Origin of the sequence: Fluviicola sp. (assembly GCF_039596395.1) — a bacterium.
Taxonomy (GTDB): domain Bacteria; phylum Bacteroidota; class Bacteroidia; order Flavobacteriales_D; family Crocinitomicaceae; genus Fluviicola.
In genome coordinates this window covers 1,712,866-1,725,066 of sequence record NZ_JBCNJT010000001.1, presented here as the reverse complement: position 1 = coordinate 1,725,066, position 12,201 = coordinate 1,712,866, and the positions used below count along the sequence as shown (strand labels likewise).

The window sequence follows — 12,201 nt, the reverse complement described above, 5'->3', positions numbered from 1 at the left end:
ATCATGGAAACTTATGTCGTAACCGGAATTGGAACCGAAGTAGGGAAGACCGTTGTCAGTGCCGTACTTTGCGAAGCATTGAAAGCAGATTACTGGAAACCCGTTCAAGCCGGCGATTTGCATGCTTTGGACAGCGATTTTGTAAGATCACACACTTCTGAAACGAACGTCATTCCTGCAAATGTGTTGCTGAACCACGCCATGTCACCGCACGAAGCAGCCCGTTTGGACGGTGTTGAATTGACGGAAGAGCAGTTCGACCTTCCCCGTTTTTCCAAAACAACCATCATCGAAGGAGCAGGAGGTGTAATGGTTCCGCTGAATGATGATGGCTTGTGCTACATCGACCTATTCCAGTTGTGGGAGCTTCCTGTTTATGTGGTAACCAGGCATTATCTGGGAAGTATCAATCATACCTTGTTAACTTTAAATGCATTGATGATGCGCGAAATCCCGATTGCAGGTTTGATTGTCAACGGAGACCGGAACGAAGCTTCCGAGCGCATTTATCATTCACACTTTCCCGATCTTTCCATTACCACCATTCCTGAAATCAACGAATTTTCAACAGAAAGCATACAACAAGCAGCCCGGTTATGGATAGAGCAACAGGCTTAGAACAAGACAAAAAACACGTTTGGCATCCATTTACACAAATGCAAACGGCGAAAGAACCGTTACACATTGTAAAAGCAGAAGCAACAACACTCTTTGATTCAAACGGAAAAACATACATCGACGCAAATTCCTCCTGGTGGGTAAATGTACACGGACACGGCCATCCTTATTTGGGGCAGGCTTTGACGGAACAATTCTCACAGCTGGATCACGTAATCTTTGCAGGGGCAACACATCCGCAGGCAATCCGCCTGGCGGAACGCATTTCATCCTTACTTCCGGAAAAACTGGAAAAAGTGTTCTTTTCGGACGATGGTTCAACAGCCGTTGAAGTGGCTTTAAAAATGGCATTCCAGTATTGGTTCAATAAGAATGAAACTAAAAAACGCGTCATTGCTCTCGACGGTGCATATCACGGAGATACATTCGGTGCGATGTCGATCGGTCAGCGCGGTGCATTCAACAAGCCTTTCGAGCATTTGTTCTTTGAGGTAGATTTCATCGATTTCCCGAAAGACGAAGCAAGAAGTCAATCCTTGATTCAAGCGGAGCAAATCCTGAAAACCGGAGAAGTTGCCGCAGTGATTGTGGAGCCTTTGGTCCAGGGATCGGCGGGAATGCGCATGTACGATTCAACTTGGCTGGATGCTTTTGTGGCACTGGCGAAAAAATACCATGCACTCGTTATTTTTGACGAAGTCATGACGGGTTGGGGAAGGACAGGAAAGTTATTTGCTCATAATTTCTGTGAGCAGGAACCCGATATTGTATGTTTGTCGAAAGGATTGACGGGAGGAATCTTGCCGTTGGGATTGACTGTCGCCACCAATGAGATCTACGATGCTTTTTTGCATCCCGAAACAGCAAAAGCCTTATTGCACGGACATTCCTTTACGGGAAGCGCGCTGGCTTGTGCAGTAGCAAATGCGAGTTTGGACCTGTTCGAACAACCCGAAACCTGGGATTCCATCGAATGGATCGAAGAACGTCACCGCTATTTCATCGAAGCGCTGAAAACGCATCCGAAAGTGAAAGAGATCGGTTTGTGCGGTACTATTTTGCGTTTTGAAGTAGAAACCGGCGAGGGAAACAATTACTTTTCATCCATTCGTGATCGCGCGTACGATTTTTTCCTGGAAAAAGGCTGTTTGATCCGTCCGTTGGGAAATATTCTATACCTCAATCCGCCATATTGCATTTCGGAAGAAGAACTGGATAAACTGCACGTGGTGTTGTTGGATTTTTTGGATAGTTTATAAAGGAGGGTGGTGAAGGAGGATCGCCTACACTAACCACCCCTCTCGATCTCCCCTCAAGGGGAGAAGCGGATCTGAGTCTCCTCCCTTGAGGGAGGATAAAGGAGGGTGGCGTGAGGATCGAGAGTTGGCTTGAGAATCAGGAGGAAGAAGAAGGCATCCCCGCTCTCAAAGCATGAATCACATGCCGCACCTGTTCCGAGACCACATCCATATTCCAGATCACATCCCCTTCTTTAAAGCGGATCAGCGTATAACCCAGCGAAACCAGTTTATCTTCGCGGTAGCGGTCATAATCCGGCTTACTGAAATGCGAATTTCCGTCTATCTCAATAATCAGCCCGATCTCAGGGGCAAAGAAATCCACGATAAAGTGATAGATAGGGTGTTGCCGCAGAAAGCGTTCCCCGGTTTGTTTCCTGGAGAGCAATCCTTTCCAGATCACCTTTTCTGCTTTGGAAACAGTCTCAGTCCGTAATTCACGGGCATACTCTTTCAGTTTGGGGTTGTCGTGATTGTGGCTAAATGTTTTCATACTTTAATTTAAGTAGAAAAATCGATAATCGCAAGAGACGCCCACACTAGCCACCTCCCTTAGTCCCTCCTCAAGGAGGGAGATAGATAGACCGCCTTATCTTAACAATAAGAAGTACTAGCCCCTAAACGCCTTCAACGCCTCCAATTCAAACACAATTTTCTCCAAATCCACCTGGATTGCCTGGAATTGCTCGTTTTCTTCGAAGACCGGGTCTTGCAGAATGGTTTTGAGCGGTTTGAAATCCATTTCTTTTTCTTGTTGAATGAATTGGTAGAAAATAACCTGGATGGATTCCATGTAATCGTTCAGGATTTCAGTCAATTTTCCGGAAGTTTCTTTTTCGAGGGAAAAAGCCAGGCTGGTAATCTCCCGGGAAATGCGGATATTCGAACCGACTTTTGCAAAATGCACGTCAATCTGGCGCTGGTGAGCCTGTGGTTCTTCATACATGCGCTGGATACAGGCAAATAAGTTGTTATTTGCTGCTTCGCTCAACCTGCGGCTTTTGTGCCAGGTAATTCCAGCCGGAAGTTTTTTCTGATAACTCAAAACAACCTGGTTCAGGAAGAACAGGTTTTGATTGAAAGAACTGTTCAATAATGCCGGGAAGCGCTGCTTTTCCCAAATAGGCCAGAAAGCAAAGCTGATGAGAATCGCCAGTGCAGAACCGATTAATGTCGAAAGTACGCGCCACCAGATCAAATCCCAGGAACCCTGTTTGGAAAGCTGCATCATGACAACAAGCATGATGGTCACGAAGAAAACCCCGACTTTGTAATTGTTTCGCAGGTAATAAGCCACGAAGAAGGAAATAAAGATCAGGATGACGACAAACTGTTCGTGCTTGATCGGTAGCAACATAATTGCCCCACCGACAAGAATTCCGGCAACCGTCCCGATGATCCGTTCAAATCCTTTTTTGCGTGTTGCCCCGTAATAAGGTTGAATGACAATAAGCAGGGTTAAGGCAATCCAGTGCCCGTGATCAATTTTAAAGAATTTGAACATGAAAACGGACAACGCAAGCCCCAATCCGACACGAAGTGCATATTTGAACTGCTGGGAATCCAGGTTGAAAATTTCCCTGACGATCTGGAACAATACTCGAGGCTGCAATCCGGCAATGAAATGGTTGAACGATAATTTGTAATTCTCGAAGTAATTGCTGCGTTTGAAACTCAACTTCTGATTCATGAGTTGAATGGTGTTTTCCATGAACTGCTGACACTGGTTCAAACTCACAATAAACTGGTTCAGGATCAGTTTGTGGTCTTCCGACAGATCCTGTTGCTGCAAATTCTCTTTCAAAATTCCGGCTGCAATCTCAAAACGCTTGATACGGACTTTTGCCATGGTCAGATCCTCCCCGCGAAAGGTAAAAATGACAATGGAAAGCCGGGCGGAAGCCTGTGACAAAGCAGAAAGTGTTTTATAAAGAATCGATCGGTTTTGCAGTAAAACCGGTTCGTTTTTAATAGATTCCAATTCTTCGTGCAGCAATTTAATACTTGCCCCGAAATAAGCCGCAGACTTCCGGATTTCGATCATCTGATCGTAGTGTTCGGCTTTGAAGGTGGAATTTTCTTTCCGCCGGTTAAACAACTCCATGGATTTATCGATCGAACTGCGGATCTCAATTTCCTTGGCAGTAATTTTCAATAAATCCCGCTTGGCATCCGGTTCCAGGAATTGCTCGATCAGCGCATCGAGGTAATCGGTATTCCGTTTCCAGATGGTTGCAACGGATCTTCTTAAAGGATTTGAAGCAGAAAAAGGAAAGGACAAAAAGATAATGGCAATGGCCCAGGCTGCACCGAACAGGATGTATTTCCCGTAAACCAGTGATTCCGTAAAATGCGTGGGATTGGAAATTCCGAACAGGTAGAAGAATCCTACTCCGACACCGATCGTTGATCCGTAATCGCTCCAGTTGCGGATCAAAGCAGCAAAAACGCCTATTACCAGCATCCCGATGACGGAAAGTGTCACGGAATCTCCGATGTTCATCCCGAGAATGGCTGCAATCAGAATGAGAATCGCTTCTACAAACTGGATCAGCATCTTTTTGTAGTGCGAGCCCCTGTAATCAATGAGCGTGAGCATGTAAGCTCCGAAAGCCGCCCAGATAATGTGATAGGAAAAACCGAGGAACATCGGGAAAACGATCAAGGGAACGTTTAACGCCAAAACCACCCGGATCGACCAACTGATGGTTGGTTCCAGGTATTCCTGTTGAAGAATGGTGTTAAACTGCTTAATCGGTTGGAACCGCATAGAAAAGTGAATTTCCTAACAAATATAGCTACTGGGGAGCGAAAGAACTAATTTCAGAGAAGTTCAAAAGTTAAAGAGTTCAAAAGTTTAGTAGTTCAAAGTTCCGATCGCTATCGGGATCAATTTGGAACATTTAAACAGTTGAACCTTTTGAACCTTCTATAGTTTCGCAATTTTTTTGATTTCCGAAGTATTTTTCCCTTCGATCAGGCATACATACAATCCGGTCGGCAATTGTTTGATTTCCAAAAAGCCTGCATCATTTGTCTTTAAGCTTTGAAGAAGTTGTCCACCGACCGAGAACACGGAAACTTTGGCGTTGGGTTCTGAGATCAGGTTGAAATAATCCTTGCTCGGATTGGGAAAAAGCATGGTTTCCTGGACCGTTGAAACCGGCATTTCGAGTTTATAAAAGTCTGAAATCCGGGTCATATTGGCGTTTAGGCCTGTTCCCAAATAGAAATTCCCGTTCAGCGTAAATCCTTTGGAACCTTTCAGTCCATTGGGAGGAAGCGCCCCGACAGGTTGCCAGGTTTTGGTATGATCGAGCAGGTAACAATCGTTGTGAAACACACTGTTCTGATCCATTCCGCCGCAAACGACAGCACTGAAACCGGTACTGATGGCTGTTCCGTAAGAACGCAATCCGGAAGGAAGGGGAGAAATCGGCGTCCATATTGCAGTTCCCGGATTGTAGGAAAACCAGGCCGGAGAATAGGTAATAGGATTGATATCAAACCCTTCCCCGAAAATTCCTTCGTTCAATAATGGAAAGCCCAATACGCTGCGATTCGGTCCTCCGGGATAATCGGAAAGCCTGGTCCAGGAATCCAGGTCAACGTTGTATTTCCAGAAATCGGACAGGGTAGAATCTGCTGTTGTTCCCATCCCAAAATACCCGGTTTCCTGGATCTGAAGAGCAGTTGCATGCCAGCGGGCAACTCCCGGGAAGTCGCTTAGTTGTGTCCACGAATCCGTGAATGAATCGTATTGCCAGACATCTTTCAGTGCCTGTCCTGATTCTGAATAGCCGCCAATCAGGTAAGCTTTGTTTTTCAGGGTAAAAACTGTTGAATATTGGCGCGGAGTTCCCGGGAACAGTGCTTTTTCATTCCAGGAATTGGCAGCAGGATCGTATTGGAATAATTGGTTGCTTTCGTTGAATGTACCAAGATATCCTGTTACGATATATCCGAATCCATGGAGGGAAAAACAAATTCCATCATCTCGCCCGGCTGTTGGAACGGAACTGACAGAAGTCCATGTTTGTGCATGAATACAGGTGGTAAGGCCTAAAAACAGGATGAATATTCCCTTCATGGTAAAGCGTTTGTTTGACTAACGAAGAATTTCAGGAAATCGTTTGTGCTGACAGAAATAATTATGAATGATCAATTATGAATTATCAAGAAAGGAATCTCCCTTGATAATTATTTCATTCATAATTGATAATTGGTTTCTGCAACTGCCTGTTGAATCAATTTCCCGACCTCGTGGATTTGTTCCTCCGTGATATTCAAAGGTGGCGAAAGACGGAAACTGTACGGATGTGAAAGGAACCAGAAACTGATGACTCCTAGTTCCAGTAAGCGTTCCACGACTTTTGCCACGCGTGCATCACTTTCCATGTCGCAGGCAAACATCATTCCTTCGCGGCGGATTTCGAAGATCTCATCGATTTCCTGTAAATAACTTTCCAGCAGTGCACCTAATCGTTCAACTTCGTTGAAATCGATCTCCGATTCGAATACTTCCAACGTTCCCCAGGCTGCGGCGTTAATGACAGAGTTTCCTCCGAAGGTGGTAATGTGTCCCAGCATCGGTGAATGACTCAACTGGTTCATGTAGGCATATTTGGAAATGAAAGCGCCGATGGGTAAACCACCGCCTAGTGCTTTTCCCAAAGTCAGGATGTCCGGAACAACACCGCTGTGCTCGAATGCGAACATTTTCCCGGTTCTTCCCATTCCGCATTGAATTTCATCGAAGATCAACAGCGCGCCCACTTCATCACATCGTTTGCGCAATGCCCGTAGAAATTCACCGGAAGCTTTGCGAACTCCGGCATCTCCCTGAACGGTTTCCAGGATGACTCCTGCAGTCCGGTTGGTGATCCGTTTCAAATCTTCCGGTTCGTTCAGACGAATGAAATCCACATCCGGAAGTAGCGGGCGGAACGGTGTTTTTTTGATCTCGTTTGCCGAAACACTCAAAGAACCGTGTGTATTTCCGTGGTACGAACCTTTAAACGCAATTAACTGGGTACGGCCGGTCACGCGTTTTGCCAGTTTTAATGCAGCTTCATTGGCTTCCGTCCCGGAATTTACCGGATATACGCAATCCAATTCTGCCGGGAGGAATTTCCGGAGTAAACGCGACATTTCAAGGGAAGCATCCTGGATGAATTCCCCGTAAACCATTACGTGCAGGTACTTGTCCAGTTGTTCCCGGATGCGTTTGATGACCTGCGGGTGACGGTTCCCGATATTTGTTACCGAAACCCCGGAAATCATATCGGTGTAGCGTTTCCCGGATTTGTCGTAAATAAAAATCCCTTCCGCCGATTCAACATCAATTAAATAGGGGAAGGGATTTGTTTGTCCTAAATGGTTTAAAAAATCTTCTTTACGGTTTGCCTCCATGCGGTTTTCTGTCTTGCGGAACTCCTTCCCGGCGGTCTTTTAACCGTTCGAGGAGCACCCGTCTGAATTCATGTTCCAAACTTAAGAGTTTTAGGGTTCTTTTTTCGCCGATGATCTTAATAAATTTTTCGCTGTACTCTTTTTTCAGGTCCAGTTCTTTTTGATCGTTCTCGAAAAGGGTTGCCAGTTTCTTTTTGGCATCTTCATTAGACATTTTGTCTTCGGATTCGCGCATATCCTGGTTGATTTTCCGGCAATCGTTGCGTAAATCTTTCATTTTCCCGTCCATCTCGTTGTAAACAGGCCAGAATTTTTCCGCTTCCGTTGAAGTCAGGTTCAATTCTTTGGTGATGAATCCTACTTTTAACGCTTCGATCTTGTCTTTGTCTTTTTCATCGCCGGGTCCCTGGGCAAACACGTTTGCCGTAAACAGGAGAGGAAGTAAGATCAGTGCTAATTTTTGTATCCTTTTCATGGTTTTTCATTTTTTCATATCCGCCGGTTTTGCTGACGGATCGAGGGATTTTTAACTTTCGATGAGTAAATATTCGTCCAATTCACCGGATTCTTCTTTGAGGTAATCCAGGATTTCTTCGTCCTCAATATGCTCCAGCATAGTTGATTTGGACGAAAACGTTTCCAGGTCTTCTTTCGCCGGAGTAGTTTCTTCCGTTTGCAATCCGTACGAATTTGCAAGTGCATCATCGCTTAAATGAACTGCAATGGTTTCGGCATCGAGGTCTTCAATGTTTTCTTTCAGATAATCATAGATCTCTTCGTTACTTACAGAAGACAGGTTAACTGGTTCGGAATCGGGTGAAGGATTGGAGTTGTTCCAGGGGAAGAGAAGGGCAAAAGCACCAATTGCTGCAGCAGATCCCCAAACGTACCACCGGCGATACATGGAAATAATTCGTGTTTGCTCTTTCTTTTTAGTCCCGTTAGCTACCGGGACATTGTTTTCGATTTCAGCAAGGATATTCTGCTTCAACGCTTCAAAATACGAATCTGAAGGCATTTGAATCCGGTTCACCTGTAAATCATCCACAATATGTTTGTCCTCCTGGCTCATAACTCTAAGATTATTAGTTCGTTCAATGGTTTAATTTGCCTTTTAAAAATTCTTCGATCTTTCCGACTGCGTGGAAGTAATTGGCTTTCAAGCCTCCTACGGAACCTCCGGTTAATTTGGCAATTTCTTCGTATTTCAAATCCTCAAAATACTTGTACTCGAATACCATGCGTTGTTTTTCCGGCAAGGTTTCGATTGCTTCAAATAAGAGTTGGGATATTTCTTCGGAAGAGATTTTGCCGTAATGTTCTGATTGATGCGAGAACGAAACAACCGGTTCTGAAATATCGAGGCTTTTGTGCTTGTTTTCTTTTTTCAGGAAATGAATGGTTTCATTGTATGCAATCCGGTAAATCCATGAGAACAAAGCACTGTTTCCCTGAAATTGCTTGCGGTTGTTCCAGATCTTAATGAAAACTTCCTGTAGGATGTCGTTGGTAATTTCGTGATTGTTGATCCAGCGACGAATGGTGGTATAGAGTCTTTTACTGTGCAGGTCTACGATCCACGTAAAAGCGGTGTAGGCCAAATCATCATCCCGATGAAAATAAGAAATGATAGTATTTTCATCGGGAATTTGACTCATGTTTTTATTTGCGTTTAATCACTTTTTTAGCTGCTTCAACAATGTTCGGTGTATCCAAACCGTATTTTACCATTAGTTCATCAGGTGTTCCCGATTCCCCGAATGTATCGTTTACTCCAACATATTCCTGAGGCAAAGGCATGTGGCGCGAAAGCACCTGTGCAACAGCATCACCCAAACCTCCGTTCAACATGTGTTCTTCTGCAGTAACCACACATTTGGTTTTACTAACAGAGTCTAGGATTGCTTTTTCGTCCAAAGGTTTAATCGTATGCATATTTATTACTTCTGCACTGATTCCCTGTTCGGCCAATTGCTGAGCTGCTTCGATGGATTTCCATACCAAATGTCCGCATGCAATGATGGTTACATCTGTTCCTTCGATCAATAAATCTGCTTTACCGATGGTGAATGTGGCATCCGGCTGCACGAAAATAGGAACTACCGGTCTTCCGAAACGCAGGTAAACAGGTCCCTGATGTGCAGCAATTGCCATCGTTGCCTGTTTTGTCTGGTTGAAATCACAAGGAACAATCACGGTCATGTGCGGCAACATGCGCATCATCCCGATATCTTCCAGGATTTGGTGAGTTGCACCGTCTTCACCCAATGTCAAACCTGCGTGTGAAGCACAAATTTTTACGTTTTTCTGAGAGTATGCTACCGATTGACGGATTTGATCGTAAACACGCCCGGTAGAAAAATTAGCGAATGTTCCCGTGTAAGGAATTTTCCCTCCGATGGTCATACCTGCAGCCATTCCGATCATGTTTGCCTCTGCAATTCCGGCCTGGAAAAAGCGATCAGGGAATTCTTTCAGGAATGCATCCATTTTAAGAGATCCTGTCAGATCCGCACACAATGCTACTACATCCGGGTTCTGACGGCCGATTTCTAATAAACCTTCACCAAAACCAGATCTGGTATCTTTTTTTCCTAAAATTTCAAATTGCTTCATTGTTATAAATTAATCGAAGTTGTTTTATTGGATTGTATTTTAAATTTCTTTTCTACAGTGTAGGTGGTTGCCCGGAGTTGTTTTTGCCTGTAAACAACACGGTAATTTCCGGGTTGCAGAAAGATCAGGCCTTTCAGGTTGACCTGGTCCAGGTTGCAAACCCAATCCACTTTGCCGTTGTCGCTTTCCACGAAGATTTGAGCCGCTACCATTTTAGTTGCGCTGTAATTCAACTGACCGGGTGCAGGCAAATCGATGGTTTCCGTGCTGCTTTGCGTGACGTTCACCGTGTGATAAATACGCGGAAGCGTGAGAATTTCGACCTCATATTCGCCAACAATGTATTTATCCGTTGAGCCTACCAGCTGTGAATTCAAAGTTAACTGGTCTGTTTTTTTATAAACTCGGGAAATCACCTGGTAAGGACTCGTTGCATTGGTAAAGCGTAATTTGATGAATCCCTGCGGGCAATCAACCGGAATAACATTGTGTGTATTCTTGATAATACCGATGTTGTTTTTGTAGACTTTCGGAATGGTGTTTACAACCAGGTCGTACTTGAAATTCGGGTCCATGGTTAACGTATCCGGATTTCCCTGGCGGTCCAATGTATGAACAAATGTGTACATCAATTCTTTGGTTCCGGCCTTATACAAAAACATGGTTACGTCCGTTTCATTCGGGACCTTATGGATATTATTGAGATTGATCTGTACGGTTGTATTGATCACTGCTTTCGAAACCACGGTTTTCAGCACATTCCTGAAAGATTCCTTTGTTTCAGCTTCCATATAACTCCCGATGCACTTGAATTGATCGAGGTAGGAGATATCCAGTCCCAGACCGATGACGAAAGGTGTCACTTTTACTCCTTTATCGTGCAATTTTTTTGCAATGACACAAGGATCGTTGTCACAGGCTTCCAGCCCGTCGGTGATCAAAATAATGATATTCCGTGCATTCGTATCCGGGAAATCGGATGCTGCAGCTTCCAGCGAGCGTGCGATAGGTGTTGTTCCTTTCGCCAATACCGTTTTGATCTTATTGCGGACTCTGGTGAAATTATCCGGCCCGAAAGGAACTTCCAGTTTGGTATCGTTACAATCCTGGTAGGTTGCAGTGATCGGGGACTGATGACCGTAAACGCGCAAACCGATCTGAAGATTGGCCGATCCGTTCAGGCTGTCGACTGTTTTGATCAACAGTTCTTTTGCTGCATCAATGCGGGTCTGTGCTCCGTCCCATTTGGCATTCATGGAATTGGAAGCATCCAGGATGAATAAAATACGGGTCAGTTGTTGTCCCTGAGCTTTCGAAAAGCTCAAAAAGAACAAACAAACAATGACCGCGCAGTATTTCATTAATAATCTCCTAGAGTTTCTTCCAATTGAATTAAAGCTTGCTGTAATTGCTCGACATTCGGAGCTACACCGTGCCATTTGTGAGAACCAACCATGTAGTCAACTCCCTGACCCATTTCAGTTTTCATAATAATGACGATCGGTTTTCCGTTTCCGGTCATGCTTTTTGCTTTGTTAATGGTTTCAATCAAAGACGTATAGTTATGTCCGTCCATTTCCAAAACTTCCCATCCAAAAGCCTGCCATTTTCCGCTCAGGTCTCCCAGGGAAAGTACATCTTCCACATCACCGTCGATCTGGCGGCCGTTGTAGTCAATGGTAGCAATTAAATTATCGACCTTATTGGCTGCTGCATACATAGCCGCTTCCCAAATCTGGCCTTCCTGTAATTCACCGTCACCGTGCAGGGTATAAACAGTGCGGTTATCGTTGTTCAGTTTTTTGGTTAAAGCCGCACCGATTGCATTGGAAAGGCCTTGTCCCAGAGATCCGGAAGCCATTCTTACGCCCGGAATTTTTTTATCCGTACTCGGATGTCCCTGCAACCTTGCATTCAACTTACGGAAAGTCCCCAATTCATCAATCGGAAAATAACCTGCTCTTGCTAACACAGAGTACCACACCGGAGAAATATGACCGTTTGAAAGGAAAAATAAATCTTCCTCTTTTCCGTCCATTGAAAAATGATCCGGATTGTGTTTCATAATCTCAAAGTAAAGAACTGTTAAGAAATCTGCACATCCCAATGATCCTCCCGGATGCCCTGAATTTGCTCCTGAAACCATGCGAACGATATCTCTTCGTACCTGTGAGGCAACTGCTTGTAATTGTTGAATCTCCATTATTATTGCTATTTGGCAATGCAAATCTAAGGTTTATATTTGCTTCCACTTCTT

12 protein-coding genes are annotated in these 12,201 nt (G+C 44.5%); 2 read left to right on the top strand and 10 right to left on the bottom strand.

Features of this window, described 5'->3' with window-relative positions; all coding sequences use genetic code 11:
• The first annotated feature begins 3 nt into the window (after positions 1 to 3).
• Both bioD and bioA read left to right on the top strand, forming a co-directional pair.
• Positions 4 to 618, top strand: a complete 615-nt coding sequence (gene bioD / locus ABDW02_RS07615; RefSeq protein WP_343633745.1) for a dethiobiotin synthase — start codon at positions 4 to 6, stop codon at positions 616 to 618.
• Complete coding sequence (bioA, locus tag ABDW02_RS07610) at positions 597 to 1,877, top strand: adenosylmethionine--8-amino-7-oxononanoate transaminase (RefSeq protein WP_343633743.1); 1,281 nt, start codon at positions 597 to 599, stop codon at positions 1,875 to 1,877. The genes bioD and bioA overlap by 22 nt, the downstream gene beginning before the upstream one ends.
• Before the next feature lie 136 nt (positions 1,878 to 2,013).
• On the opposite strand, the gene ABDW02_RS07605 is transcribed toward bioA, so the two are convergent.
• The 10 genes from ABDW02_RS07605 to ABDW02_RS07560 all read right to left on the bottom strand — a co-directional run bounded on the left by ABDW02_RS07605 (position 2,014) and on the right by ABDW02_RS07560 (position 12,147).
• On the bottom strand, positions 2,014 to 2,409 hold the full coding sequence (locus tag ABDW02_RS07605; RefSeq protein ID WP_343633741.1) for an endonuclease domain-containing protein: 396 nt from the start codon (positions 2,407 to 2,409) through the stop codon (positions 2,014 to 2,016).
• A gap of 117 nt (positions 2,410 to 2,526) precedes the next feature.
• Positions 2,527 to 4,686, bottom strand: a complete 2,160-nt coding sequence (locus ABDW02_RS07600; RefSeq protein ID WP_343633739.1) for an FUSC family protein — start codon at positions 4,684 to 4,686, stop codon at positions 2,527 to 2,529.
• 159 nt (positions 4,687 to 4,845) lie between these two features.
• Positions 4,846 to 6,006 carry a kelch repeat-containing protein gene (locus tag ABDW02_RS07595; RefSeq protein WP_343633737.1) on the bottom strand — a complete coding sequence of 387 codons (1,161 nt, stop codon included), beginning with the start codon at positions 6,004 to 6,006 and terminating at the stop codon, positions 4,846 to 4,848.
• A gap of 119 nt (positions 6,007 to 6,125) precedes the next feature.
• The gene (locus tag ABDW02_RS07590) at positions 6,126 to 7,328 is read right to left on the bottom strand and encodes an aminotransferase class III-fold pyridoxal phosphate-dependent enzyme (RefSeq protein ID WP_343633735.1); all 1,203 of its coding nucleotides are present in this window, start codon (positions 7,326 to 7,328) and stop codon (positions 6,126 to 6,128) included.
• Complete coding sequence (locus tag ABDW02_RS07585; RefSeq protein ID WP_343633733.1) at positions 7,312 to 7,803, bottom strand: hypothetical protein; 492 nt, start codon at positions 7,801 to 7,803, stop codon at positions 7,312 to 7,314. Before ABDW02_RS07585 ends, ABDW02_RS07590 begins: the two co-directional genes overlap by 17 nt.
• A 51-nt stretch (positions 7,804 to 7,854) precedes the next feature.
• Entirely contained in the window at positions 7,855 to 8,400 is a 546-nt protein-coding gene (locus tag ABDW02_RS07580) for a hypothetical protein (RefSeq protein ID WP_343633731.1), read from the bottom strand.
• Positions 8,401 to 8,422: 22 nt separating this feature from the next.
• Positions 8,423 to 8,986, bottom strand: coding sequence for an RNA polymerase sigma factor (locus ABDW02_RS07575; RefSeq protein WP_343633729.1), 564 nt, complete (start codon positions 8,984 to 8,986; stop codon positions 8,423 to 8,425).
• A gap of 4 nt (positions 8,987 to 8,990) precedes the next feature.
• Entirely contained in the window at positions 8,991 to 9,944 is a 954-nt protein-coding gene (locus ABDW02_RS07570) for a transketolase family protein (protein WP_343633727.1), read from the bottom strand.
• Between the two features lie 2 nt (positions 9,945 to 9,946).
• Positions 9,947 to 11,305 carry a VWA domain-containing protein gene (locus ABDW02_RS07565; protein WP_343633725.1) on the bottom strand — a complete coding sequence of 453 codons (1,359 nt, stop codon included), beginning with the start codon at positions 11,303 to 11,305 and terminating at the stop codon, positions 9,947 to 9,949.
• The gene (locus ABDW02_RS07560) at positions 11,305 to 12,147 is read right to left on the bottom strand and encodes a transketolase (protein ID WP_343633723.1); all 843 of its coding nucleotides are present in this window, start codon (positions 12,145 to 12,147) and stop codon (positions 11,305 to 11,307) included. The genes ABDW02_RS07565 and ABDW02_RS07560 overlap by 1 nt, the downstream gene beginning before the upstream one ends.
• Between the last annotated feature and the right edge of the window lie 54 nt (positions 12,148 to 12,201).

What these genes read in the sequence shown, in the direction of transcription:
- bioD (WP_343633745.1), top strand. Translation starts at nt 4, where the DNA reads ATGGAAACTTATGTCGTAACCGGAATTGGAACCGAAGTAGGGAAGACC.
- bioA (WP_343633743.1), top strand. Translation starts at nt 597, where the DNA reads ATGGATAGAGCAACAGGCTTAGAACAAGACAAAAAACACGTTTGGCAT.
- ABDW02_RS07605 (WP_343633741.1), bottom strand. Translation starts at nt 2,409, where the DNA reads ATGAAAACATTTAGCCACAATCACGACAACCCCAAACTGAAAGAGTAT.
- ABDW02_RS07600 (WP_343633739.1), bottom strand. Translation starts at nt 4,686, where the DNA reads ATGCGGTTCCAACCGATTAAGCAGTTTAACACCATTCTTCAACAGGAA.
- ABDW02_RS07595 (WP_343633737.1), bottom strand. Translation starts at nt 6,006, where the DNA reads ATGAAGGGAATATTCATCCTGTTTTTAGGCCTTACCACCTGTATTCAT.
- ABDW02_RS07590 (WP_343633735.1), bottom strand. Translation starts at nt 7,328, where the DNA reads ATGGAGGCAAACCGTAAAGAAGATTTTTTAAACCATTTAGGACAAACA.
- ABDW02_RS07585 (WP_343633733.1), bottom strand. Translation starts at nt 7,803, where the DNA reads ATGAAAAGGATACAAAAATTAGCACTGATCTTACTTCCTCTCCTGTTT.
- ABDW02_RS07580 (WP_343633731.1), bottom strand. Translation starts at nt 8,400, where the DNA reads ATGAGCCAGGAGGACAAACATATTGTGGATGATTTACAGGTGAACCGG.
- ABDW02_RS07575 (WP_343633729.1), bottom strand. Translation starts at nt 8,986, where the DNA reads ATGAGTCAAATTCCCGATGAAAATACTATCATTTCTTATTTTCATCGG.
- ABDW02_RS07570 (WP_343633727.1), bottom strand. Translation starts at nt 9,944, where the DNA reads ATGAAGCAATTTGAAATTTTAGGAAAAAAAGATACCAGATCTGGTTTT.
- ABDW02_RS07565 (WP_343633725.1), bottom strand. Translation starts at nt 11,305, where the DNA reads ATGAAATACTGCGCGGTCATTGTTTGTTTGTTCTTTTTGAGCTTTTCG.
- ABDW02_RS07560 (WP_343633723.1), bottom strand. Translation starts at nt 12,147, where the DNA reads ATGGAGATTCAACAATTACAAGCAGTTGCCTCACAGGTACGAAGAGAT.